This is a genomic window from Streptococcus gallinaceus, assembly GCF_040545695.1.
Lineage (GTDB): Bacteria > Bacillota > Bacilli > Lactobacillales > Streptococcaceae > Streptococcus > Streptococcus gallinaceus.
In genome coordinates this window covers 376,492-400,126 of sequence record NZ_JBEPMK010000001.1, presented here as the reverse complement: position 1 = coordinate 400,126, position 23,635 = coordinate 376,492, and the positions used below count along the sequence as shown (strand labels likewise).

The following is a 23,635-nucleotide window of genomic DNA, read 5'->3' as shown; positions in this document are numbered from 1 at the left end:
TCAATTTATTTTTATTTCTAAACTATAGTAGATGATAGACTGTCTCAATAGGGCGACAAAGTGCTGCTCCTTTATCAGTCACAACAATCGGGCGATTGAGCAGAGCTGGATGTTGTGCGATAGCAGCAAATAAAGCTTCCTCGCTTATGTGTTCGTCAGCCAAGCCCAAGTCGTCATAGGCCGGCACATCTGTCCGCATAACTGCACGAAGAGGCAAGTTTAATTGGCGGCACAAATCCTTCAACTGTTCTAGCGATAACGGTTCTTCCAGATAAGGAATGACCCGATAAGGACGTTTACTCTCCTCAATAATGGCCAGAACGGCTCGTGACTTGCTACAGTTCGGGTTGTGATAAATCGTCACTTCTGCCATGCAAATGCCTCACTTCTCTACCTTATACATCAATTCTACAAACTGACCATGACGTCTCATTTCCAAGAGTTGCAAATCCTGACTCTCTACCAAATCTTGGTAAAGTGAGATGCCTTGCCCGAGGATAACAGGTGCAAGTGTCACTCGAATCTGGTCAATCAATCCAGCCTTCAATAAACTTGAAAAGAGTGTTCCGCCACCACACAACCAAATATCTCGGCTTGATTGCAATTTCAAGTCTGAAACAAAGGCGTCAGCTGAGCTATTGACAAACTTAACAGTGTCCTGTTCATCCGCTTGTCGGCTGGTAAAAACGTAGTTGGTCTTATCGGGATACGGAAAGGGCTGCATTCGCTCTGCAATCCAGTCATAGGTAGTCCGTCCCATCAACACCGTGCCGATAGATTGGTAAAAGTCCCCATAACCATTGTCCCCTTCGCCTTCAACCGTTTCTAACCACTCAACACTTTCATCGACTGTCGCTAGATAGCCATCGAGGCTCACTCCAAAATAAGCAATGACTTCCGACATTAGATGAGTTCCTTCAAGAAACTCTCACCAATCATAGCTGTGTCTACGCCAAAGTTTTCAGCGATAGTTGCTGAGATGTCCGCAAAATGTCCTACTGGGATGATACCATTTCCTTTAAAGGCTGGTGAATAAGCAAGAAGCGGAATGTATTCGCGAGTATGGTCTGTACCTGCATAAGTAGGGTCGTTTCCGTGGTCTGCTGTAATCAAGAGAAGGTCATTGTCACGCATAGCCGCAATGATTTCAGGCAAGCGTTCATCAAATTCATGCAAGCAATCGCGGTATCCATGTGCATTGCGACGGTGTCCGTACAAGGCATCAAAGTCAACCAAGTTAGTAAATGAGAATCCTTTTTCAAACTCAGGCAATCCCATGGTCTTAATCAAGGTATCCATACCGTGGCTGTTTGATTTGTTGTGGCCCATATCATGATTGATACCAGAACCATTGAAAATATCAGCGATTTTACCAACAGAGTAAACATCTACGCCTGCTTCATCCAATTTGTTCAACACAGTTGGTTGGAATGGCGATACTGCAAGGTCACGACGGTTGGCAGTACGTGTGAAGTTACCAGGTGTACCAACATATGGACGCGCAATGATACGACCAAGTAAAGCTGGACGTTCCAAAGTGATAGAGCGGGCAAACTCACAGATACGGTAGAGCTCATCAAGTGGAATAATATCTTCGTGAGCCGCAATCTGAAGCACTGGGTCTGCAGAGGTGTAGATGATCAATTCGCCTGTTTCCATCTGACGAGGTCCAAAATCATCGATAACTGCTGTACCAGAGTAAGGTTTATTGGCTTCACGAATGACTTTACGACCTGAAAATTCTTCAATTTGTGTCAAAATTTCTTCTGGGAAACCATTCCAGAATGTATCGAATGGTTCAGTGATATTCAGTCCCATAATTTCCCAGTGACCTGTCATGGTGTCTTTACCAAGTGACACTTCTTCCAATTTTGTCACGTAACCTGTTGGGTTGCTTTCAGCAGGAACTGTTTTGAGGGCTTGTGGGCGAGGAATATTTCCAAGACCAATTTTCGCCATATTTGGCACATCGAGCCCAACTGTTTTTGAAATATGCCCCAAGGTATCTGAGGCACCATCTGGTACACCCGCATTAACAAAATTATTGGCGTCTGGTGCGGCACCAATACCGACTGAATCCAGAACGACTAAGTGAATACGATCAAAAGTTGACATGTTATTCTCCTTTGAATGAAATTAACTTTATTATATCATAAATCCGAACAATAGTCCGATTTGTTTTGGTAGCATTTTCATAAATTCTATTTTTAGAAAGAAAAAGCAGAGATTTCCTCTCTGCTAATGGTTCATTTCTTCTATTTTTTTGCCGTCAGATAAGCCCTTACTTGTGAAATAAAGTAAAGGGAACCCGTTACGACTGCAAATTGATGTTCAGCCAAGTTTTCCGACTGGTCAAGCCACAAACAAAAATCCTCGACTTGCTCAACCTGTGGCGGATATTGCTCGAGCACCACTGCATTTGGATAGTCAAAGCTGGTGACTGTCACCTGGCCAACCTGTGCCAACTGCTCAATCATCTGCTCGGTCGGCTTGGTATCAATGGCAGCAAATAAAATCTTCACTTCCTTGTCCGCATACTGCTGCTGCAACAAGTCACACAAGGCATGGATCGATTCATTATTATGGGCGCCATCAATCATCAAGTTTTCTCGCATGAGCTCTGTCCGACCAACCCAACGACTTGCTGCCAAGCCCTGTTTGATAGTCTCTGGACTAATCTTCTCATAGCCTTTTTCCTGCAAGATTCGACTAACTCGAATGGCAAGCGCAGCATTTTCAACCTGATGATGCCCTGGCAAACCAAGATGGACATTTTCCAGTTGGACTTGTCCATTTTCATGGTAAGTCTGACCATTTAGCTCAAAGTCTCGGTATAGCTGATAAGGCTGACTATTGGTTTCTTGGCATTTTTCCAGAAAGACCTGACGGACATCTTGGCGCTCTGTCACAAAGACAAAGGGAGTTCCGTCTTTGATAACCGCTGCTTTCTCCTGGGCAATTTCTACATAACTATTTCCAAGGATGTTTTGATGGTCTAGCCCAATCGAGGGACAGACAACTACCAAGGGCTGAAAGACATTTGTTGAATCGAGACGTCCACCTAGACCTGCCTCAACTAAAACAATATCTACCGGCTCCACTTCCGCAAAATAGAGAAACATCATGGCCGTGATAATCTCAAATTCTGTCGCTGGATCTAGACCAGTCTCCTCGGACAAGCGCTCGACGATTGGATAGATGCGTTGCACTAAATTCATCAGTGCTTCTTCAGAAATCATCTGCCCATCTACTGAAATACGCTCCCGAAAATCAACGATATAAGGAGACGTAAAACTGCCTACTTTATAGCCACTGGCCGTCAAAATATGTTGCAAATTGGCAACCGTTGAGCCCTTGCCATTTGTCCCAACAATATGGACACCTTTAATTTTATCTTGGGGATTGCTCAATTGCTCTAGCAACCATTCAATTCGCTTCAAGCCTGGTTTTATGCCAAACTTGAGCTTGCTATGGATCCAATCCAAACTTTCTTGATAATTCATTTGTATTATTTTTCTATAATTTTTGGTCCGTCAGAGTAGCCAACGATGACTTTTGAGATGAGTCCGATAAAGAGTCCGTGTTCGACAACTCCCACTGTCTGGTCCAATTCATTTGCCAAGGCGACTGCATCCGGAATTTTTTTCAAATCTAAGTCAATGATGAAGTTTTTCATATCAGTGATGTGACGTTGGCCATTTGTCACACGAAAAGCGGGATGATAACCTTTTTCTTCAAACTTACGGAATAGATTTTCAGCGCCGTATTGCACCACTTCGACCGGCAATTTGAAGGCACCAAGTGTCTCAACAACCTTTGACTCGTCCACAATCCAGATGCAGTCTTTGCTGTTTACAGCCACGATTTTTTCCATGAGGAGAGCCGCACCGCCGCCTTTGATACCATTGAAATGACCATCTACTTCATCCGCACCATCTACAGTCAAGTCAACGTATTCCACGTCATCAATGGCCTTCAGCGGAATGCCCAAACCTTCTGCCTGCGCATATGTGGCATGGGACGTGGTTACGGCTGTAATCTGCAAACCTTCTTCTTTAACACGACGACCAATTTCTTCCACAAAATAATAAGCTGTTGACCCTGTTCCCAAGCCGACAATCATGCCGTCTCTGACAAATTCAGCAGCTTTGATTCCAACTTGTTGTTTCAAGTTTGACATACGATTTCTTTCTCCTTTATTTTGGCTATTGTTATTCTACCACAAATAAAACTAGATTTCTACCGCTTGGTAAAACGGTTACAAAATCAATTTCTTGTGGTATAATCAGCTTGTAGACTAGAAAAAAGGACGGTCCCATGAATTTCTCACAAAGCATTTTTTCAACGATCAATCGACAAAAAGAGACCTTTACTGAGCTCGAAAACAGCATTGCTGATTATTTTTTAGAGGCTGGAAAACTAGAAAAAGACTTGTCCTCTCAAGCTGTTGCCCAGCGTCTGCATATTTCCCAAGCTGCCCTGACCCGTTTTGCAAAAAAATGTGATTTTTCAGGTTACCGTGCCTTTCTTTTTCAATACCAGAAAGAATTGGCAGATGTATCCAAAGCGTCCTTGCCCCAGATCGAAAAAGAGTTAACCCGTCGTGTTTTTTACGACTATGAGGAGTTAATCCAGCAGACTCAGAAATTAATTGATGAAGACCAGATCCAGCGTATCGCTACGATGATTGAGGAAGCAGAGCGCGTCTACTTCTTCGGACTTGGCTCTTCAGGCTTGGTGGCACGCGAATTTAAGCTCCGTCTCATGCGTCTAGGTGTTGTCTGTGAAGCACTGACTGATCGGGATAGTTTTTCCTGGACTATTAGTATTTTGGATGAAAAATGTCTGGCAATCGGTTTCTCACTTTCTGGCGAGACAAAAGCCATTATCGACAGTCTCTTATCCGCCCAAGAAATGAAGGCAAAAACTATTTTGTTGACTACCGCCCCACCGATTGAAACCCAGAATCTGACTGAGAATGTCAAGCTAGCGTCCGTTTATCACCTCAATTACGGAAATCGCATCTCCCCCCAATTTCCTATGCTCATCCTCCTCGACATCCTCTACGCTCACTTCCGGGAAATTGACCGACCACGTAAGGAAGAAATTTTTAATAGTTATTGGACAAAACCCTATAAACGAATCAAAAAATGAAGCCAAAGTGGCTTCATTTTCTATTTTCCTGCTGAATTTTGAAATGGTAATATGCTCCGAACATCCCTGCTGTATTGCGGTGATGAGCGAAAACAAGCTCGGTCTTATCTGCCAGACTAGAGACCAGATACTTATTGACCGCGACTCGAATTTTTGGTTTCAACAAGGCTTCTTGAGCCATGATACCACCACCTAGAACCACCTTTTGAGGGTTGGTCACATAGCAAATATTGGCAATTCCCTGCGCCAGATAATCTACCATGCGGTCAATGCCTTCAATGCAGTAAGGATTTCCCTCGGTAGCTTCTCTGAAAATCCGCTTGCCGTTCCAATGTTCCTTGCTTTGACCATGCTGGTCTGCGACATATTGTACCAGAGCTGAGGTAGATGCCAAATCTTGGAAGGTACCTCCTGGTAGGTGCATATAGCCAACTTCGCAGGCTGAATTGCTAAATCCATGAAAAACCTGCTTATCAATAACCAGGCAGCCTCCGATACCAGTTCCAATGGTTAGACAGATGGCAATATTCGCTCCCATAGCATTTCCAGACATGACCTCTGCCAAACCAGCACAGTTGACATCATTTTCAATCTCACATGGTATACCAAATTTTTCTTCCAAATCATGCTTGAAACGTGTGCCAGCATAATTTGGAATTTGCGGACCTGAGTAGAAAATTTCTCCCTTATCTGGGTCAACCATGCCTGCTGAAGAAATGCAAATCCCTAGCACTTCATGGTCTTGCTTATAGGAAGCAACAATGTCTGCGACCTTGGCAAGAATGTGCGGACCGCCTAAATGTGCCTGTGTTGGCTTTTCATGTCCCTCAATGAGATTTTCTTCTTCATCAATGAGACCGTATTTTATACTGGTACCGCCGATATCAATTGCGACGTAAACTTTCATGATACACCCACTTTCTAGCTTAACAGAAAGTTTCCTTTGCCTCGCGAATCAATCGAGCTGCTGTCTCAACGACTTCCTTATCTTCATCAATCAGATTAGCTAATGGCGAACGAACTCCGCCTAGTTCCAGTCCTTCATTGATCTTCAAAACAGCTTTAATGACACCATACATATTGCCATGACCACTGACCAAAACAGCGATAATGTCATTGATGGCAAATTGCAATTCACGCGCCTTATCCAATTCCTTATCGGCAATCAATTTGTTTAACATGAGGAAAAGATCTGGCATCGCACCGTAAGTTCCACCGATTCCCGCTGCTGCGCCCATGAGACGACCGCCCAAGAATTGTTCATCTGGTCCATTGAAGACAAGATGGTCAGGACCACCAATGCTAGCAAAGGTCTGAATATCCTGCACAGGCATAGATGAATTTTTCACACCGATAACCCGAGGATTTTTCAACATTTTCCTATAAAGCCTTGGCGTCAATGCGACACCTACTAGTTGTGGGATGTTGTAAATAACAAAGTCCGTATGAGGAGCTGCTTCTGAAATGGCATTCCAGTATGCGGCAATGGCATGCTCTGGCAAACGGAAATAGATTGGCGGGATAGCCGCAATCGCGTCTACACCTAAACTTTCCGCGTGCTTGGCTAGCTCAATACTGTCCTTGGTATTATTGTAGGCTACGTGAGCGATAATGGTTAATTTGCCCTTGGCTAAAGCCATGACTTCTTCCAGCACAATCTTTCGGTCTTCCACGCTTTGGTAAATGCATTCCCCAGAAGAACCATTCACATACAACCCTTGAACACCCTTATCAATAAAATATTGGGTCAAAGCACGTACACCTTGACGACTAATCTCACCAGCCTCATCATAACAAGCGTAAAAAGCTGGCAGGACACCGTGGTATTTGGTTAAATTTTTCATTACTTCTCCAATCTAATACTTAAATACAAATATTTTTCAAGCAGTCTTTCCATGAAAGACACGTAAACATACCCCATAGCTGAAAAAACTATGAGGAAAAGCAGACTCATTCCTAAAAGAAAGGCCAATAATGAGCTGTATAACAGGATAAACAACACTCCAAGAATCCCTATCATCAGAAATGACCAAGGGAAGTTTAAGCAAGTCAGAAAAAATGCTTTTTTAACCAGTTGCAGATTGGTAGATGGTTCTCTAAGAGCTAGAGGATAGAGATAAAAAGAAGTCATGACCGTTAGGAACAAAATAGCTGTGCAAACTAGACGCATTCCTAAACTTACATTGTTTTCCACCTGACCCAAAATCCTCATGTCAAGCAAACAAAACAATACGATGGCAACTTCTCCCAGTCCTAGGAAAAATCCCCGCTTGCTATTTTCTTTGACTGCAGAAAGATAGGCAGGAAAAACAGCAATATGTTGCTCTTCTTTCATTCTCAGCAAGACTTGATAAAGACTCATCTTTGCAATCCCAACTGTGATGATCGGTAGACAAGTCAGGACAAAAAGAATATTAAGAGTAAGAAGATCTAAAACTCGTTCACAGAAACGTACAAAACGATTATCGACTGAAAAAATTTTTTTGACCAATTTATCTGATTTCATATTCGTCCTTTCTTTCACCTATTTCTAATCTAAAAAGACCTTAAAGACACATTTTTCCACTTTTTCACATCCGTTTACACGCAAATTTGGTTGGTGAAGTTCCCCCGGCATAAACAGAGCAAAGTATCCTGAATCCAATTCAAAATCAACAGTGTAGTTACAAGTCGCTGAGGCAAAATCGCGCGCCGCATCATATGGCTGACACTGCTTCTCAAACTCCATACCAAACTTGACTAATTCTCTTCCCTTTCGTAAGAAATGAAGATCAATATAAGATTCATGGTATTCAAATTCTTGAGATGCATGGGTGTTGGTAGTATTCTCTTGCACAAAGAAATATACTAAATCTCCATCAACCTTGTAACTACCAAAATCTAAACTTGCTAAATCATGACTATCTATATAATCAATGGCTGTATCTAAATTAGGATGACGTCCTTTGTATATGTGTAGATTTTCTAAATTGTCAAATATCATAGCATCTCTCTTATCCCTTAACTGCTCCCATTGTGATTCCTTGAGTAAAGGATTTCTGGAAGACAAGGAAAACTGCAACAATTGGTACTGCCGCAAGCGCTGCTCCTGCCATGATTAAACCATAGTTTGTTGCCATCTCAGCTTGCATGGTTGCAACACCAAGTGAAATGGTCAAATTTTGACGAGAAGTCAACATAACCAACTGCATGAAATAGTCATTCCATGTATTGATAAAGGTAAAGATTGCCAAGGCAGCAAAACCAGGTTTAACAATTGGAAAGGCTACGCTGATAAAGGTGCGTAATTCGCCACAACCATCAATTTTAGCAGACTCTAACAACTCAGTTGGAATATTTTCGCTGAATTGCTTCATCAAGAATACACCGAATGGCCAACCAACAAGTGGCAAAATAACCGCTGCCAAAGTGTCATGAATTCCCATGAAGTTCACAATCCGTACTAATGGCACCAAAACAACTTGTTTTGGCAAAGCCATCGCTGCAATAAAAAGTGAAAATAGGAATTTTTGTCCATAAAAACGTTTTTTAGCTAGCACATAACCTGCCAATGATGAAGTAATACATACTAAAATCATGGTAACTAAAGAGATGAAAACACTGTTCCACAGCCATTGCCAAGCTGGATTTTGTACAATCAGCTTTTCAAAATTTTCAATGGTCGGTTGTGCAGGCCACCATTGAGGTGGAATAACAATCGTAGCAGGCTGGGCCTTAAAAGCTCCTGTCAAAATCCAATAAAATGGGAAAATGAAGAAGACTGTCAAGAGAGCCAAAATAATCAGTGAAACAATATCAAAAACAGATGTTTTTTTCTTCATACCTAGCTCCTTTCTAATATTCAACATCGTTACCCAAAATCTTGAATTGGGCAAAACTGATAAGGGCAATCAACACTGCTAAGAAAACACCCATAGTGTTCGCATAACCATACTCTGACAACTTAAAGGCTTTTTCATACAAATAATACATAAGTGTACTTGTTGAGTAGTTTGGCCCACCTGAAGTTAATAGTTGAATTAAGGCAAAACATTGGAATGAATTGATTGTCGTAATAATTGCGATATAAAGGGTCGTTGGCAAGAGACTTGGCCACTTAATATTCCAAAATACTTGACGTTCTGTCGCACCATCCACCCGAGCAGCTTCGCAAAGAGAATTATCAATATTTCCCATTGCTGCAATATAAAGAATAATCGGTTGCCCAACTGATGTCGTCAAGAGAATGAGGATAATCGCCATCAAGGCCCAATGTTTGTCACCCAGCCAACTAATATTTTGTGAAATGACTCCTCCTGATTTTAAGAGGAAGTTCAAGATACCTGACAAAGGATCATAGATCCATTTCCAAACTACCGTTACGGCCACACTACCTGTTACAACTGGTAAGAAGAAGACAAAACGATAGAAAGAACGGACAAAAATATTTTTCTCATAGGTTTGTGATGCCACAAAGAGAGAGAAGAATACAACAATAGGTACTGAACCAACAACAATAATCAATGTATTTTTTAACGATTTAATAAAAATCTCATCGTGAAACATTCGAGTATAATTTTCAAAACCGATAAAGGTAAATTCCGTCATCGTGTATTTGAAAAAACTTGTTACAAACCCCATTACCATCGGAGCTAGAACAAATACTGTGAAAAAAATTAAGATTGGTGCCAAAAAGGCATAGGATACAATTGTTTCTCTTAATTTTATCTTACTGATATTCACAGGGAAACCTCCTTATTTTAGGAAAACCCCTTTCCTATTAAACAAGAAAGGGGGAATAGGATTACTTAGCTTTTATAGTTTCATTTGCTTTTTCTGTAAATGTCTTCAAAGCTGACTCCGCTTTTTCATCACCATTTGATACAGATTGAAGCATTGGGAACCAGAGAGTACGCATTTCTACAAAACCATCAACTGTGTTGTAGTATGGAGAATAGTATTTTGTCCAAGTATTGATGGTTTCCATACGTTCAGTATCATACAATTTGCCATATGAAGTACGAACCGGGAAAGCTCCTGTACGAACTACGTCTTTTGGACCCCATTCTTTGTCATCTGCGATAAACTGAATAAACTTCTTAGCGGCTGCCACTTTTTCTTCTTTACCATTGTTAAATACTGCAAAACCATTGATTAAGTATTCAAGTGCTGGTTTACCTTCGTCAGATGGATAAGGCACTTCTACCACTTCAACTCCACTAGCTTTCAATAATTGACCCTGAGTTCCAACAAAAGCTGGCGCCCAAAGAATTGTAAAGGAAGTTTGACCATTTGCAAAGTTTTGAATATCTGCAGAACCATCAAATTGAGAACCATTCATCAATAATCCATCTTTAATCCAGCCTGCAGCCGTTGACAAGGCTTTAACCATATTTGGTTCGTCAGTTGTGTATTTAGTCACTTCTACATTTGTAATTATGCCACTGTAAAGATTTGCCAAGAAAGCACGTGAACCTTGGTCACCACCTTGACCATTACTGAAAAGTGAACCTGGAGTGTAACCTTTTTCTTTCAATGCCTTTAAGACTTTTTCAAAGTCAGCTGTTGTCCAACCTTCTTTTACCAAGTCAAGCACACCAGCATCTTTGAGCATTTTCTTGTTCATTGCCATATAGAATGGAGCAGAACTGATAGGGTACATGTACGCTTTATCTCCAGCTTTAGATGCTTGGATAATATTGTCATTGTTAACATCTTTGACAAATTCATCTGTAAAGAGATCATTCAATTCTGCCAACTTACCATTTTTTCCGTATTGAATAATCCGTCCTGGTGCATCAAAGAGAACATCTGGCGCTGTACCTGCTTCAATGGCTGTTGTAATTTTTTCAGGACCTGATGTGAAATCAATTGTTTCAAGTTTGACAGTAATGTCTGGGTTAGCTTTTTCAAAAGCTGCAATGATTTTCTTTTCGTAAGTACCAACACCATCCTCAGCCTTTTCTTGAGTGAAAGTCGGGAATGCCCACCAAGTAATTTCTGTTTTCGAAGAATCTGAAGAATCAGATTTGCCACCTTTGGTAGCGTTTGACGAGCTACCACAAGCCGCCAAAGAGAGAGCCGCAACACCTGCTAACAGTGATAAAACAATCTTTTTTGTTTCCATGTTAAACTCCTTTTATATTTTGTTTTTTGACTAAAATGTTAAAAATTAGTAGGTTCTTCAGACAAATGAATGTCCTATCCTACTTCAACCCTGCTACAAAGCGCTGGGTGATTTCTTTTGGTCGGGTAATGGCGCCGCCGACGACGACTCCACAGACACCGAGGTTTTGAATTTGTTTGGCTTGCTCAGGCGTATGGATTTTTCCCTCTGCAATCACGTCAAGCCCTACCTGGCACAGTTGCTCAATCAGAGTAAAGTCCGGCCCGTCTACTTGAGTACTGTAGGAAGTGTAACCGGATAAGGTTGACCCTACGAAGTCAACGCCTGCTTCAACAGCAGCAAGACCTTCCTCAAAAGTCGAAATATCTGCCATAATCAACTGATCAGGATATTTTCCCTTGACCGCCTTGATAAAGTCTGCAATTGCTAGTCCATCATAGCGTTCCCGTTTGGTACAATCCATAGCAATGACAGCGATATCCAATTGAGCCAATGTATCCACCTCTGCCATGGTAGCGGTGATAAATGGTTCTTGTGGCGGATAGTCCTTCTTGATAATCCCGATGATTGGCAAGTCCGTTACCGCTTGAATTTCCTTGATATCCCGAACACTATTGGCCCGAATACCTACCGCTCCTCCTTCCTCAGCTGCCTTGGCCAAAAGTGGAATCACTCCACCAGCTTCCGTATACAGGGGCTCGCCTGGTAAAGCCTGACAAGAAACAATAATGCCGCCTCGGACAGCTTCTATCAGGGCTTCCTTGGTCCATTTTTTCATGAGCGCCTCCTTATTTTTGTTAGCGTTTACATTTTTAATTATAAACAGACGCCCCCAATCCTGCAAGAACTTTCAGCGTTTTAGATTTTAGTTTTACAATTTGTCTCATCTGCCTCATTCCTTGAAAGTACTTTCAGCCCCAGCTTCAAAATCTTGCAGACGCCGTCCTTTTGCGTTACAATGGAAAGGATAAAGTAAAGGAAACATTTATGAGTATTACAAAAGAATTTGATACAATCACTGCTATTTCAACCCCTCTTGGTGAAGGGGCAATTGGCATCGTCCGTTTGTCAGGTAGCCAAGCCTTTGATATCGCAAATAAGGTGTTTAAAGGCAAAGACATCCATAGTCTGCCGAGCCATACCATCAACTATGGCCATATCATGGACCCCGACAAGCAAGAAATCCTTGATGAAGTCATGGTTTCAGTCATGAAAGCACCGAGAACTTTCACACGCGAAGATGTCATTGAAATCAACACACACGGTGGGATTGCAGTAACCAATGAAATCCTCCAACTGCTCATCCGTCAAGGTGCTCGCATGGCAGAACCTGGTGAATTTACCAAACGCGCCTTTTTAAATGGACGTGTCGATTTGACGCAGGCCGAAGCCGTCATGGACATCATCCGTGCCAAGACCGATAAAGCCATGAACAATGCCGTCAAGCAACTAGACGGTTCCTTGTCCAAACTCATCAACGATACTCGCCAAGAAATTCTCAATACCTTGGCTCAAGTCGAGGTCAACATTGACTACCCTGAGTATGACGATGTTGAGGAAGCAACAACTGAAATTGTTCGAGAAAAAACGATTGAATTTCAGACCTTATTGGAAAATCTCTTGCGCACCGCGCGCCGAGGAAAGATTCTCCGCGAAGGTATTTCCACTGCAATCATCGGACGTCCCAATGTCGGCAAGTCTAGCTTGCTCAACAACCTTCTCCGCGAAGACAAGGCCATCGTGACCGACATTGAAGGAACCACGCGCGACATCATCGAGGAATATGTCAACATCAACGGCGTTCCACTCAAGTTGATTGACACAGCAGGGATTCGCGAAACGGAAGACGTCGTTGAAAAAATCGGTGTTGAGCGCTCCAAAAAAGCCCTCAAAGAAGCCGACTTGGTGCTCCTTGTACTCAATGCCTCTGAAGCATTGACCGACCAAGACCGCATTCTTCTGGAAATCAGCCAAACTAGCAACCGCATTATCTTGCTCAACAAAACAGACCTTGAAGAAAAGATAGAAGCGGATCAGCTACCAGAAGACATCATCCGTATCTCCGTCCTGAAAAATCAAAACATTGATAAAATCGAAGAAAAAATCAATCAACTCTTCTTCGAAAATGCCGGATTGGTTGAGCAGGACGCTACCTACCTCTCCAACGCCCGCCACATTTCTCTCATTGAGCAGGCTGTTCAAGCCCTGCAAGCCGTCAACGATGGACTTGAAATGGGCATGCCTGTCGATCTACTCCAAGTAGATATGACGCGCTGTTGGCAAATTTTAGGCGAGATCACAGGGGATGCCGCACCAGACGAACTCATCACCCAACTCTTTAGCCAATTCTGTCTTGGAAAATAAAAAAAGCAATCACTTTGTGATTGCTTTTTTGCTGCTATTCGCACTTATTTCCCATTCAAATCTACTTTTGGTACTGTTGTAGCAGCATCTTTTGTCGCTTCAAACAGGTCTACTTTTTCAAATCCGAAGGCTGCTGCATAGAGACTAGCTGGGAAACGACGGATTTTTTTGTTGTAACTTGCGGCGACTGCATTGTAATCCTTGCGGGCTACCAAAATCCGATTTTCAGTCCCTTCCAACTCTGTAATCAAGCCAGAAACTTGCTGATTTGATGTCAATTGTGGGTAATTTTCCGTCAAAACGAGAAGTCTAGAAACAGCCGAATCCAACTGGGTTTGTGCTTCTTTGTAGTCTTTTGAGTCGCGACTGCTTGAAGCAATTTTTGAACGCGCATCTGCAATGGCTGTGAAAACTTCTGTCTCATGCGCCATAGCTCCCTTGACAGCAGACACCACATTTGGAATCAAGTCATAACGCCGTTGCAATTGAGTGTCAACATTTGCCTGAGCTGTTTCTACCTCTGTTTGGCTATCGACTAACCCATTGTACTGTCCAATTGCTCCCATTCCCAAAAATACAAGAAGTGCAATCGGCACTAAGATATACCATAATTTTTTATTCATTTCTTTTTCCTTTCCATTAGTTACCAACCCGATGAGGCGCCGCCTCCGCCGCCTCCACCTCCGGACCATCCGCCTCCACCAGACCAAGTGTCATGATCTGAGTCATTGGAAGAACCTGAAGAATTGCTGGCTGATAGCAATAACCACCATAGTAGGTCAGAACCTGACCCGCCTCCGCCACGACCGTTTCCACCACCTTTACCCATAAAGTAAATGACAATGGATACGCCCATAATAATCACAAATATCACCATTCCCAGACTATCATCGCTACCATTCGCTTCTTCAAACTTTTTCAGCTGAGTCTGGGCACGATCCGTGCCGTAAAATTTATCACCAATGGCATCCACGATAAAGCTGACACCAGCATCATAGTCTTGCTCACGGAAGAAAGTCCGTGAATCATCTAATATTCGCTTGGCCTCTACATCTGTCAAGACCGTCGCAGCATTGTCAGAAGACTCAATCCGAAACTTCCGATCCCCCATTGCAATAAAAAGGAGAATCCCGTTATTTGTCCCTGAAAATCCAACCTGCCACTTGCGGAAGACTTCGTTGGCCTGACTTTCTAAGCTACCATCAATATGATCCGTGATATAGACCCCTACCTGCAACTGCTCTTTTGTCGATTCCCAACTGCGATTTTCTTGGTCAATCCGAGCAATAGTCTCCTGAGAGAGAGAACCTGTTTCATCCAAAACTGTTGTCCCGACCGGTCTGTCTGCCACCTTTGCCTCTACATGAATAAAGGAAAAGGCAAAGCAAACTCCGAGCAAGAGACTACAAAACCATATCCACTTCTTTTTCATCGTCCCTCCTTACTAGCGACTAAGAATAGCCGCAACACGCTCCTTCAAGACGGGTAACACTTCTTCTTTGAACCAAGGATTCTTGGCTTGCCAAATGTTATTCCGTGGTGATGGGTGAACGAGTGGGAAATACTCTGGGAGAAAGGCCCTAAAATTCTTCACATTGTCTGTAACCTTGACCGACTTCTTCTGATGCAGATAGTAATGTTGGGCATATTGTCCAATCAAAATCGTCAACTCCAACTCTGACATTTCTTGTAAAATCTGCTGGTGCCACTTATCCGCAAAACCGCTACGAGGCGGCAAGTCTCCCGACTTTCCACTACCCGGAAAGTAAAAATCCATGGGCACCACTGCAATCAATCCCGACTGATAAAACGTCTCCTCATCTACACCCAGCCACTCTCGCAGATTGTCCCCCGATGGGTCCTGAAAATACATCCCAGACTCTTGCGCACGAATGCCTGGAGCCTGACCAACAATGAGAATCCGAGCAGTTCTCGGAGCCTCAAAAAGAGGAAAAATCCCATCTTCTGTAAACAGACGATTCTCTGGATCTGCAATGATGGCTTGCCGAATACTTTCAATGGTCATAACAGCACCTCCAATCTTCACAAAAAGCCAGGCAAACAACCCAGCTTATTGTGCTTATAAAGAACCTAGACTAGGATTGGCTTGCTGAAGACCAATCACTGCCTATTTAATCAATTCGTAAATAGCTTCGGCATAGATAGCCGCTGCACGGTAGAGCTCTTCTACATCGATAAATTCATTGGCTTGGTGCATAGTATCTGTATAGCCTGGGAACATAGCGCCGTAGGCAACTCCACGTTCCAAGAGACGTCCAAATGTTCCGCCACCGATGACTTGTTCAAAACCACGAAGACCTGTTTGTTTTTCATAGACATCAAGAAGTGTCTTCACAAGTGGATCTTCCATTGGTACATAATGCGGTGTGTGCTCGTGTTCAGACAAGGTTACTTCAACTACACCTGCTAATTTCACAAGAGCTGCTTTGATGGTTTGAGCATCGGTACCTTGTGGGTAACGGAAGTTAAGAGCAATGGTATTATCCGCTTGTGCTTGGTCAAATGAGAAGACACCCGCGTTCATAGAAAGTGTCCCCATACGCTCATCTGTATGAGCTACACCAAGTGCTTGACCTGCATGGTCTTCAAAGAGAACGTCAGCAGCAACAGCGATGTAGGCCTTGGCAGCACCAGCAAAGTCAAATTGGTTGAGGAATTTCGCCAAGTAGGTTGCCCCATTGATACCTGCTTCTGGGTGTGCACCGTGGGCTGACTTACCAACTAGGGTCAATGTAAAGTGGTCAGCTTCTTGAGTCAAGCTAGCTGACACACCATATTCTGCGGTAAATGCGTCCAATTTAGCCTGTAATTCAGCCTGAGCTCCTTCTGCTGAGAAGACTGCAGTTGCTGACTCAGGAACCATATTTTCACGTAAGCCACCTTTGAATGAATGCAAGGTGAAGCTGCCACCGTTGTCATTTCCAAAGTGAAGGTATTCTGTGATATTTCCTTTTTCACCGTTGATGATAGGGAATTCTGCGTCTGGAGAGAAGCCAAAGTCTGGTTTTGGAAGTCCTACATTTGCAAAGTAGTAATCCATGTCGCCCCAGCCTGATTCTTCATCTGTACCGACTACAAAGCGGACACGTTTTGAAACGGGTAAGCCGAGCTCTTTGATGATTTTCAAACCGTAGTAACAAGCCATTGTTGGACCCTTGTCATCTGATGAACCACGCGCAAAGAGTTTGCCGTCCTTGATGACCGGTTGGTATGGATTCGTATCCCAGCCTGAGCCAGCAGGCACAACGTCCATGTGGGCAAAAATTCCCAACTCTTCTTCACCTTGTCCAAAGGTAAAATGACCTGCATAGTTGTCTACATTGCGTGTTTCGTAGCCATCACGTGCAGCAATTTCCAAGAATTTTTCCAAAGCCTTAACAGGACCAGGACCAAATGGATGTGCAGCATCTGCTTGACTATCATCACGTTCTGAATTGATTTCCAAAAGCGAACACAAGTCTGCCATTAAATCTTCGCGGCGTTTTTCTACTTCCGCTTTAAAATCGACTGTCATAAAATCTCCTTTTCCTAACATGTAATTGATATTATTTTACCATAAAGAAAGCGATTTTTCATGATTTGGTTGCAAAAGATAAAAATTGTTCGGTAAGAAAAAACTCCCACTTACCCTTGCGTAAGCAGAAGTTCTTTTTATCAAATGATACATTTTCATTCTGCCGAGAGAACAAACCTAGTTGGCAACCTTACGGTTGTACTTGTAACCCCAAAAACAAGTACAACGGTAAAGCTGTCAAACATTGCTCTGATTCATCATAAAGTTGCATCATTCTATATCTTTAACCGACAAATGAAATTATATCAAATTTTTTCCAGTCGGTATTACCGGTTTCTTAAATGGTTAATCTGATTTCCTAAACGGTTAAGTATTTTAAATTTTCATTATTTTCCATAAATTTTTCAAAGAAATCAAAAAAACAGTATCGTCTGATACTGTCGGATTTAGTTCTTATCGGCATCTTCCAATTGGATAACCAAGGTTTGACAAAATTTGAAATCTTCACTAGTTGTACGAAGTAAGATTTGCGGATATTTTTCTAAAATAGTTTTGACGTTCACAAGACCAATCCCTCTATCATGTCCCTTGCTGCTACTGCCGTATTGATAAATCTGAGCAATATTTTTTGACTCTGTCAGGCAGGAATTTTCAATAACAACAATTTGCTGGCTTCCTTTTTGAAAAAAAGCAAAGGCGATTTTCTTTTCCTCTGTCAGCATAGCTTCTTCAATGGCATTATCAAAAAAGCTAGCCACGATTAGGATAAAATCAATCAATTCCATCCCTTTTGGTTGGATTTCAGCTGGAATTTCTAAGGAAATTTCAACCCCTTTTTCTCGAGCCTGCATAAACTTAGAAGCCAAGAGACTCTTAAAGGCATTATCCCCTATGTTGACCAATCTTCCTAACTCAAAGCGGGATTCTTGAAAGGGTTTGTTTGAATCTTTCAAGACCCGATTAAATACCTCTTCTACCGTAGCCATATTGTTTTCTGTAATGCCTAGAGTCAGAGTGCGCAAAATATTTGAGTAATCGTGGCGAAAACCTCTCACTTCCTTGTAGAGAGTTTCGATTTGCTTGGTGTAGACATTGAGCTGCTCCATTTGGAGTTTCTTTTGAAAGGACAATTGCTCCTGAATCCGTCTACGGTAAACACGGTCCAATTGATTGACAAAGGACATAAACAAGAGTAAGTAAGCCACAACCACCAGCTGACTATGAATAGTCGTATCTCGACTGTATTTATGAGACACATAGAGCAGGTGTTGGTCTAACATGTAATAAGCAATCATGGAAAAATTCATCCATCGTAAGAATTTATTGCGCTTATCATCGGTAAAGACGGAAGCTACGAGCGAAAAGTCATACTGCCCCAGATGCAAGAAGACAAATAAAAATACCGTCGATAAAATAGAAATCAGTAGGCTAATTCCACCATTCTCCATATAAAACTCCCGTGGCAAGCCAACCGCCGGCAAGAGAAAGAGATTGAAAATCTGGTGCACCAAACTATAAAACGTATAGGGAAACAGGGCTGAAAACACGATTTGACTCCGACTTGAATGTGGCTCAAACAAAGAAACAAAGAAAGAAATTTCCAATGGAATCGAATAAATCGGATACCAATCCATCGGAAAAAATACATCCAGTCCCTGATAGACAAGACTAGCAAATACTCTGATTAAAAGCCCGATCACATAGTGCTGAAAAGTATACTGCTTTTTCATGACAGTTGCAATTAAAAAAATCGGGATAATCGTATTGACCAGTAAACTAATATAGGCTAACAGAAGCAACATAATCCAATTGACCCTCCTAACTTTGAATCAGTTCTACCATCTCTGCTAGCTTAGTCCTAGAAACTAGGCAGGAAGACCCGTTATCAAAATACAGCAATCGACTCTTCTTATCAAGAGATCGAACATTTTTGGGGTTTACAACAAAAGAACGATGGCACTGAAGCAATCTTGGCTCGTTGGCAGCTATATCGGCTAATTTCCCCCAAAACTCCAAGCGCTCTTTCTTGGTATACAGCACGAGGCGGTGGGGCAAGGGAGAGGTTTCAATATAGAGAATGTCATTGATTGGAATTTGAAATTTTGCATTTGGAGAATCAATTGTCAAGGAATGGTCGGACAAGGGTTCTGCGATGTTGCTTGCCACCTTTAGCAAGACTTTTTCCAGACGGTCCACGAAGTCATTTGGCGCCAAATCTTTATCAATATAATCCAATGCTGCAACCTGGTAACGAAAAGCCAAGGGCATCAACTCCGTATGGGTCGTGACAAATACAATCGCTGCGTATGGGTCCATTTCCCGTATTTCCTGCGCCACTTCAAGTCCTTTTGCAACATCTGATTGAAGCTCAATATCCAAGAAAAACAACTGGTGCTCCCCTTTTTCAACGACCGCATCCAATAACTGACAAGGTTTACTAAAAATCTCTATCTTATTATAGAATAAATTATTCTTCCCCACTAGCTCTAATAAGATTCTCTCCATCGCATGCTGCTGTAGAAGATCATCTTCTAAAATAAAAATATTCATACTATTACTAACTCATCTCTAAAATATCTCATACATATATCACTCTAATTTCTCACTTCGAATAGACGCAATGTTTATCATATCACACAAATACATATTATTAAATAGTAAATTATATATTTTTATAATTGAAGTAGTATGCATGAGCATCGCTTAAATAACAAAAACTCCCAAATAGCTCATTTATTCACTACTTGAGAGTTTCGTCTGGAATAATCTGTCTTGCTAATCTAAGCTTGTTTCTGTTTAAGTTAATTCGTTAAAGTCCCAAATATCATCTACCCAACCTCCATAGAAATCTGGCTCATGGCAGACCATCAGGATTGAACCTTTGTACTCTTTAAGAGCACGTTTGAGTTCATCTTTGGCGTCCACATCCAAGTGGTTGGTTGGCTCGTCAAGGACCAGAACATTATTTTCACGATTCATGAGGAGACAGAAACGGACCTTAGCCTGCTCACCACCAGAAAGCACCTGAATTTGACTCTCAATGTGCTTAGAAGTCAAGCCACATCGTGCCAAGGCTGCGCGGATCTCTGCCTGATTAAGAGCTGGAAATGCATCCCAGACCGCTTCGAGCGGCGTCTGACGGTTTCCTCCAGGAACTTCTTGTTCAAAATAGCCCAGCTCCAGATACTCACCACGCTCAACTTCCCCACCAAGAGCTGGAATCACTCCCAACAAACTCTTCAAAAGAGTGGATTTACCGATACCGTTAGCTCCGACAATGGCAATCTTCTGGTTGCGTTCAAAGGTCAAATTGAGCGGTTGGCGCGTCAAGACACGGTCGTATCCAATTTCCAAATCCTTGGCTTGGAAGATAAAACGACTTGGTGTTCGTGCCATCTTAAAATCAAAACTTGGTTTTGGTTTTTCAGCCTGCAGCTCGATAATGTCCATCTTGTCCAATTTCTTCTGGCGGGACATGGCCATATTTCGTGTTGCAACACGTGCTTTATTGCGGTTAACAAAGTCTTGCAAGTCTGCAATTTCCTTCTGCTGACGCTCATAGGCAGCTTCCAACTGAGCACGCTTCATGGCGTGCACTTCTTGGAATTGCTCATAATTGCCAGAATAACGCGTTAACTGCTGATTTTCCACATGGTAGACGATGTTAATCACGTCATTCAAGAATGGAATATCGTGAGAAATCAAAACAAAGGCATTTTCATAGTTAAGCAAGTAGCGTTTTAACCACTCAATATGCTCGGCATCCAGGTAGTTTGTCGGCTCATCGAGCAACAAGATATCTGGCTTTTCAAGGAGCAACTTGGCCAAGAGAATCTTGGTCCGTTGACCACCGGATAACTCGGTCACATCCGTGTCCATACCATAATCCATGACACCCAAGGCACGCGCAACTTCGTCAATCTTAGCATCCAAGGTATAAAAATCACGGCTTTCCAAACGGTCTTGGAGCTCGCCCACCTCTTCCATGAGGGCATCCATATCCGCACCTTCATCCGCCATAGACATGTAAATCTCATTGATGCGCTCTTCCGTTTTGAAGAGTTCGTCAAAGGCCGTCCGCAAGATGTCTCGAACAGACTGCCCTTTTTCCAATTTGGCATGCTGGTCAAGGTAGCCCGCAGTCACATAACGCGACCACTCAACCTTACCCTCGTCTGGCAAAAGTTGACCTGTCACGATAGACATGAAGGTTGATTTTCCCTCACCGTTTGCACCGACCAAACCAATGTGCTCTCCCTTTAATAGTCGGAAGGATACATCTTCAAAAATCGCACGGTCGCCAAAACCGTGACTTAAATTTTTAACTTCTAAAATACTCATATTTTCCTCATAAAAGAGGCTGGACAAACTGTTCCAGTCTCTTATTTTTTGTCGCTAGTCAATTCCAATCGCAGCACGGACAACATCAGCAATGGTGTCGACATAGTAGTCTACTTCTGCATGAGTTGGTGCTTCTGCCATGACACGCAGAAGTGGCTCTGTACCACTTGGACGCACGAGAATACGGCCATTTCCTGCCATTTCTTCTTCCATCTTCTCAATGATCGCCGCGATTGCAGGGACTTCCATGGCCTTGTCTTTCATGCTATTTTCCACACGAATATTAACCAATTTTTGTGGGTAAATAGTCACTTCGGCTGCAAGTTCGGATAAGGTTTTCCCTGTTTCTTGCATAATTTTTGTCAATTGAACGGCTGTCATTTGGCCATCCCCAGTCGTATTGTAATCCATGAGAATGACGTGGCCTGATTGCTCACCACCAAGATTGTAACCAGACTTACGCATTTCTTCCACCACGTAACGGTCACCAACTGCAGTGACTGCTTTGCCGATATTTTCTCGGTCAAGCGCCTTGTGGAAACCGAGGTTTGACATAACAGTTGTGACAATAGTGTTTTGCGCCAACAAACCTTTATCAGACAAATATTTGCCGACAATGTACATGATACGGTCACCGTCAACCAAGTCGCCATTTTCATCCACAGCAATCAAACGGTCGGCATCTCCGTCGAAGGCGAGACCAATCTGACTGCCTGTTTCTTTAACCAATTCTTGAAGAGATTCGGGATGAGTTGAACCAACTCCATCATTGATATTAAGGCCATCCGGCAAGTCAGCGATAACGGCTAATTCAGCTCCCAAATCAGCAAATACCTGACGGGCAGAAGTCGATGCAGCCCCATTTGCTGTATCAAGAGCAACTTTCATTCCCTCCAAAGGAAGTCCTGTAAATACAAGAAACTCTTGGTACTTACGGAGACCTTCAGGATAGTCAACCACATCTCCTAGACCAGTTGCTGATGGACGAGGAAGTGTATCTTCTTCAGCATCAAGAAGCGCTTCGATTTCCAACTCTTTTTCATCGTCCAATTTAAAGCCGTCACCACCGAAGAACTTAATTCCATTATCCTGAGCTGGATTGTGACTGGCAGAAATCATAACACCAGCGCTAGCATTTTCCGTGCGAACCAAGTGTGCCACACCCGGAGTAGCTACGACGCCCAGTTTGTAGACGTGAATCCCAACAGACAAGAGACCCGCAACCAAGGCAGACTCCAGGAGTTGACCGGAAATACGTGTATCACGCGCCACGAACACTCGTGGTGTTTCCGTTTCATGTTGACTGAGGACATAGCCTCCAAAACGACCTAGTTTAAAAGCCAATTCTGGTGTTAATTCTACGTTTGCTTCACCGCGGACACCGTCCGTTCCAAAATATTTACCCATAATCATTTCCTTACTTTGTTCTATTTTTTAATAAATGTTGCATCAATTGATGTGGTTTCGGGTGAGAATACAACAGGCAAAATATTGCCCTCTGCGTCCACCGCTTGCAAGGTTGCTGTTCCAGTATACCGATCTGCCAATTTACTTGCATCTGGCACAACCGCCTCAACGTGGTCAATCGAATTGATTGTTTCTTCGTCAGATGTGACTTTGACCGAGCTATCTCCTAACACAATCTTCGAAACGACGTAGCCACTAGCCAGCTGCGACTGGGTAATTTTCCCCTCAATCGCAAATATCTTGCTAGTACGATTCCCAATTTTCACATTGAAAGAGGTAGGAATAATCGTTGCATTGATACCACTTGGTAGGCTAGAAATCTGCAGTTGTACCGAGTGAGTCCCCGGCTCCAAGTCCCGTAAATCAGCGGTCACTTCAAAACTTCTAGTAGATTCATCTACTTCTTTTTGAAGTGCAACTTTATTAGATCCAATCAATTCAACCGTGATAGAGGGCGCAATCCCTGTCACAAAATATTTTTGCTTATTGTACTTGACATTGACAGTGACATCATTGACCGAGTAGGTATAGGTCTCTGTTGCCGAATTTGGTGCTGTTGCTGTTCTTGCATTTTTATAATTGGTTGTCGTGGCATAGAAGAACAAAAAGACAGCTACCAAGCTAGCCAAGGCAACTTGACCAATTTTTTTAATCTTATCTTGCATGTC

24 protein-coding genes are annotated in these 23,635 nt (G+C 42.6%); 2 read left to right on the top strand and 22 right to left on the bottom strand.

The features are described from left to right. Positions 1–22: 22 nt before the first annotated feature. The 5 genes from arsC to rpiA form a co-directional block, all read right to left on the bottom strand. Positions 23–373: an arsenate reductase (glutaredoxin) gene (arsC, locus tag ABID27_RS02070; RefSeq protein WP_253363120.1), complete on the bottom strand. Its 351-nt coding sequence runs from the start codon at positions 371–373 to the stop codon at positions 23–25. 9 nt (positions 374–382) lie between these two features. Next, the gene (locus tag ABID27_RS02065; RefSeq protein WP_253363118.1) at positions 383–904 is read right to left on the bottom strand and encodes a dihydrofolate reductase family protein; all 522 of its coding nucleotides are present in this window, start codon (positions 902–904) and stop codon (positions 383–385) included. Then, complete coding sequence (locus ABID27_RS02060) at positions 904–2,115, bottom strand: phosphopentomutase (protein WP_253363115.1); 1,212 nt, start codon at positions 2,113–2,115, stop codon at positions 904–906. The genes ABID27_RS02065 and ABID27_RS02060 overlap by 1 nt, the downstream gene beginning before the upstream one ends. Before the next feature lie 140 nt (positions 2,116–2,255). Next, on the bottom strand, positions 2,256–3,503 hold the full coding sequence (locus ABID27_RS02055; RefSeq protein WP_354279875.1) for a bifunctional folylpolyglutamate synthase/dihydrofolate synthase: 1,248 nt from the start codon (positions 3,501–3,503) through the stop codon (positions 2,256–2,258). Positions 3,504–3,508: 5 nt separating this feature from the next. Then, on the bottom strand, positions 3,509–4,180 hold the full coding sequence (rpiA, locus tag ABID27_RS02050) for a ribose-5-phosphate isomerase RpiA (protein ID WP_354279873.1): 672 nt from the start codon (positions 4,178–4,180) through the stop codon (positions 3,509–3,511). Between the two features lie 137 nt (positions 4,181–4,317). On the opposite strand from rpiA, the gene ABID27_RS02045 reads away from it, so the two are divergent. Beyond that, positions 4,318–5,154, top strand: coding sequence for a MurR/RpiR family transcriptional regulator (locus ABID27_RS02045; protein ID WP_253363109.1), 837 nt, complete (start codon positions 4,318–4,320; stop codon positions 5,152–5,154). 13 nt (positions 5,155–5,167) lie between these two features. On the opposite strand, the gene ABID27_RS02040 is transcribed toward ABID27_RS02045, so the two are convergent. From ABID27_RS02040 to ABID27_RS02005, 8 genes are all read right to left on the bottom strand, one after another. Beyond that, complete coding sequence (locus ABID27_RS02040) at positions 5,168–6,061, bottom strand: ROK family protein (protein WP_354279871.1); 894 nt, start codon at positions 6,059–6,061, stop codon at positions 5,168–5,170. 19 nt (positions 6,062–6,080) lie between these two features. Further along, on the bottom strand, positions 6,081–6,998 hold the full coding sequence (locus ABID27_RS02035; RefSeq protein WP_253363105.1) for a dihydrodipicolinate synthase family protein: 918 nt from the start codon (positions 6,996–6,998) through the stop codon (positions 6,081–6,083). Next, complete coding sequence (locus tag ABID27_RS02030) at positions 6,998–7,645, bottom strand: YesL family protein (RefSeq protein WP_354279869.1); 648 nt, start codon at positions 7,643–7,645, stop codon at positions 6,998–7,000. Before ABID27_RS02030 ends, ABID27_RS02035 begins: the two co-directional genes overlap by 1 nt. A 39-nt stretch (positions 7,646–7,684) precedes the next feature. Next, the gene (locus tag ABID27_RS02025) at positions 7,685–8,137 is read right to left on the bottom strand and encodes a NanQ anomerase/TabA/YiaL family protein (RefSeq protein ID WP_253363101.1); all 453 of its coding nucleotides are present in this window, start codon (positions 8,135–8,137) and stop codon (positions 7,685–7,687) included. A 10-nt stretch (positions 8,138–8,147) separates the two neighbouring features. Next, complete coding sequence (locus ABID27_RS02020; RefSeq protein ID WP_253363099.1) at positions 8,148–8,975, bottom strand: carbohydrate ABC transporter permease; 828 nt, start codon at positions 8,973–8,975, stop codon at positions 8,148–8,150. A gap of 13 nt (positions 8,976–8,988) precedes the next feature. Further along, entirely contained in the window at positions 8,989–9,876 is an 888-nt protein-coding gene (locus tag ABID27_RS02015; RefSeq protein ID WP_253363097.1) for a carbohydrate ABC transporter permease, read from the bottom strand. 61 nt (positions 9,877–9,937) lie between these two features. Beyond that, positions 9,938–11,260 carry an ABC transporter substrate-binding protein gene (locus ABID27_RS02010; RefSeq protein WP_354279866.1) on the bottom strand — a complete coding sequence of 441 codons (1,323 nt, stop codon included), beginning with the start codon at positions 11,258–11,260 and terminating at the stop codon, positions 9,938–9,940. Between the two features lie 79 nt (positions 11,261–11,339). Further along, positions 11,340–12,038 (bottom strand): N-acetylmannosamine-6-phosphate 2-epimerase, encoded by a 699-nt coding sequence (locus tag ABID27_RS02005; RefSeq protein ID WP_354279864.1) that lies wholly within the window; start codon positions 12,036–12,038, stop codon positions 11,340–11,342. 209 nt (positions 12,039–12,247) lie between these two features. Here ABID27_RS02005 and mnmE point away from each other — a divergent pair, with 209 nt between their 5' ends. Beyond that, positions 12,248–13,624: a tRNA uridine-5-carboxymethylaminomethyl(34) synthesis GTPase MnmE gene (gene mnmE / locus ABID27_RS02000; RefSeq protein ID WP_354279862.1), complete on the top strand. Its 1,377-nt coding sequence runs from the start codon at positions 12,248–12,250 to the stop codon at positions 13,622–13,624. Positions 13,625–13,668: 44 nt separating this feature from the next. Here mnmE and ABID27_RS01995 read toward each other — a convergent pair whose 3' ends face one another. The 9 genes from ABID27_RS01995 to ABID27_RS01955 all read right to left on the bottom strand — a co-directional run bounded on the left by ABID27_RS01995 (position 13,669) and on the right by ABID27_RS01955 (position 23,632). Beyond that, on the bottom strand, positions 13,669–14,247 hold the full coding sequence (locus ABID27_RS01995) for a LemA family protein (RefSeq protein WP_253363090.1): 579 nt from the start codon (positions 14,245–14,247) through the stop codon (positions 13,669–13,671). Between the two features lie 20 nt (positions 14,248–14,267). Further along, positions 14,268–15,056, bottom strand: coding sequence for a TPM domain-containing protein (locus ABID27_RS01990; protein WP_301282787.1), 789 nt, complete (start codon positions 15,054–15,056; stop codon positions 14,268–14,270). Between the two features lie 12 nt (positions 15,057–15,068). Then, complete coding sequence (locus tag ABID27_RS01985) at positions 15,069–15,650, bottom strand: uracil-DNA glycosylase family protein (RefSeq protein WP_253363088.1); 582 nt, start codon at positions 15,648–15,650, stop codon at positions 15,069–15,071. A gap of 102 nt (positions 15,651–15,752) precedes the next feature. Further along, positions 15,753–17,159: a dipeptidase PepV gene (pepV, locus tag ABID27_RS01980; RefSeq protein WP_253363085.1), complete on the bottom strand. Its 1,407-nt coding sequence runs from the start codon at positions 17,157–17,159 to the stop codon at positions 15,753–15,755. A gap of 446 nt (positions 17,160–17,605) precedes the next feature. Continuing rightward, on the bottom strand, positions 17,606–18,961 hold the full coding sequence (locus ABID27_RS01975; protein ID WP_354279858.1) for a sensor histidine kinase: 1,356 nt from the start codon (positions 18,959–18,961) through the stop codon (positions 17,606–17,608). 16 nt (positions 18,962–18,977) lie between these two features. Then, a complete protein-coding gene (locus ABID27_RS01970; protein ID WP_354279856.1) occupies positions 18,978–19,709 on the bottom strand; it encodes a response regulator transcription factor in 732 nt (243 codons plus the stop codon). Between the two features lie 246 nt (positions 19,710–19,955). Next, complete coding sequence (gene abc-f, locus ABID27_RS01965; RefSeq protein WP_354279854.1) at positions 19,956–21,500, bottom strand: ribosomal protection-like ABC-F family protein; 1,545 nt, start codon at positions 21,498–21,500, stop codon at positions 19,956–19,958. Between the two features lie 54 nt (positions 21,501–21,554). Continuing rightward, the gene (glmM, locus tag ABID27_RS01960; RefSeq protein ID WP_253363077.1) at positions 21,555–22,907 is read right to left on the bottom strand and encodes a phosphoglucosamine mutase; all 1,353 of its coding nucleotides are present in this window, start codon (positions 22,905–22,907) and stop codon (positions 21,555–21,557) included. Positions 22,908–22,927: 20 nt separating this feature from the next. Continuing rightward, positions 22,928–23,632 carry a CdaR family protein gene (locus ABID27_RS01955; RefSeq protein ID WP_253363075.1) on the bottom strand — a complete coding sequence of 235 codons (705 nt, stop codon included), beginning with the start codon at positions 23,630–23,632 and terminating at the stop codon, positions 22,928–22,930. Positions 23,633–23,635 lie beyond the last annotated feature (3 nt).

What these genes read in the sequence shown, in the direction of transcription:
- ABID27_RS01955 (WP_253363075.1), bottom strand. Translation starts at nt 23,632, where the DNA reads ATGCAAGATAAGATTAAAAAAATTGGTCAAGTTGCCTTGGCTAGCTTG.
- abc-f (WP_354279854.1), bottom strand. Translation starts at nt 21,500, where the DNA reads ATGAGTATTTTAGAAGTTAAAAATTTAAGTCACGGTTTTGGCGACCGT.
- rpiA (WP_354279873.1), bottom strand. Translation starts at nt 4,180, where the DNA reads ATGTCAAACTTGAAACAACAAGTTGGAATCAAAGCTGCTGAATTTGTC.
- ABID27_RS02010 (WP_354279866.1), bottom strand. Translation starts at nt 11,260, where the DNA reads ATGGAAACAAAAAAGATTGTTTTATCACTGTTAGCAGGTGTTGCGGCT.
- ABID27_RS02045 (WP_253363109.1), top strand. Translation starts at nt 4,318, where the DNA reads ATGAATTTCTCACAAAGCATTTTTTCAACGATCAATCGACAAAAAGAG.
- arsC (WP_253363120.1), bottom strand. Translation starts at nt 373, where the DNA reads ATGGCAGAAGTGACGATTTATCACAACCCGAACTGTAGCAAGTCACGA.
- ABID27_RS02060 (WP_253363115.1), bottom strand. Translation starts at nt 2,115, where the DNA reads ATGTCAACTTTTGATCGTATTCACTTAGTCGTTCTGGATTCAGTCGGT.
- mnmE (WP_354279862.1), top strand. Translation starts at nt 12,248, where the DNA reads ATGAGTATTACAAAAGAATTTGATACAATCACTGCTATTTCAACCCCT.
- ABID27_RS01990 (WP_301282787.1), bottom strand. Translation starts at nt 15,056, where the DNA reads ATGAAAAAGAAGTGGATATGGTTTTGTAGTCTCTTGCTCGGAGTTTGC.
- ABID27_RS02005 (WP_354279864.1), bottom strand. Translation starts at nt 12,038, where the DNA reads ATGAAAAAATGGACCAAGGAAGCCCTGATAGAAGCTGTCCGAGGCGGC.
- ABID27_RS01970 (WP_354279856.1), bottom strand. Translation starts at nt 19,709, where the DNA reads ATGAATATTTTTATTTTAGAAGATGATCTTCTACAGCAGCATGCGATG.
- ABID27_RS02020 (WP_253363099.1), bottom strand. Translation starts at nt 8,975, where the DNA reads ATGAAGAAAAAAACATCTGTTTTTGATATTGTTTCACTGATTATTTTG.
- ABID27_RS01975 (WP_354279858.1), bottom strand. Translation starts at nt 18,961, where the DNA reads ATGTTGCTTCTGTTAGCCTATATTAGTTTACTGGTCAATACGATTATC.
- ABID27_RS02035 (WP_253363105.1), bottom strand. Translation starts at nt 6,998, where the DNA reads ATGAAAAATTTAACCAAATACCACGGTGTCCTGCCAGCTTTTTACGCT.
- ABID27_RS01995 (WP_253363090.1), bottom strand. Translation starts at nt 14,247, where the DNA reads ATGAATAAAAAATTATGGTATATCTTAGTGCCGATTGCACTTCTTGTA.
- ABID27_RS02040 (WP_354279871.1), bottom strand. Translation starts at nt 6,061, where the DNA reads ATGAAAGTTTACGTCGCAATTGATATCGGCGGTACCAGTATAAAATAC.
- ABID27_RS02065 (WP_253363118.1), bottom strand. Translation starts at nt 904, where the DNA reads ATGTCGGAAGTCATTGCTTATTTTGGAGTGAGCCTCGATGGCTATCTA.
- ABID27_RS02055 (WP_354279875.1), bottom strand. Translation starts at nt 3,503, where the DNA reads ATGAATTATCAAGAAAGTTTGGATTGGATCCATAGCAAGCTCAAGTTT.
- pepV (WP_253363085.1), bottom strand. Translation starts at nt 17,159, where the DNA reads ATGACAGTCGATTTTAAAGCGGAAGTAGAAAAACGCCGCGAAGATTTA.
- ABID27_RS02025 (WP_253363101.1), bottom strand. Translation starts at nt 8,137, where the DNA reads ATGATATTTGACAATTTAGAAAATCTACACATATACAAAGGACGTCAT.
- glmM (WP_253363077.1), bottom strand. Translation starts at nt 22,907, where the DNA reads ATGGGTAAATATTTTGGAACGGACGGTGTCCGCGGTGAAGCAAACGTA.
- ABID27_RS01985 (WP_253363088.1), bottom strand. Translation starts at nt 15,650, where the DNA reads ATGACCATTGAAAGTATTCGGCAAGCCATCATTGCAGATCCAGAGAAT.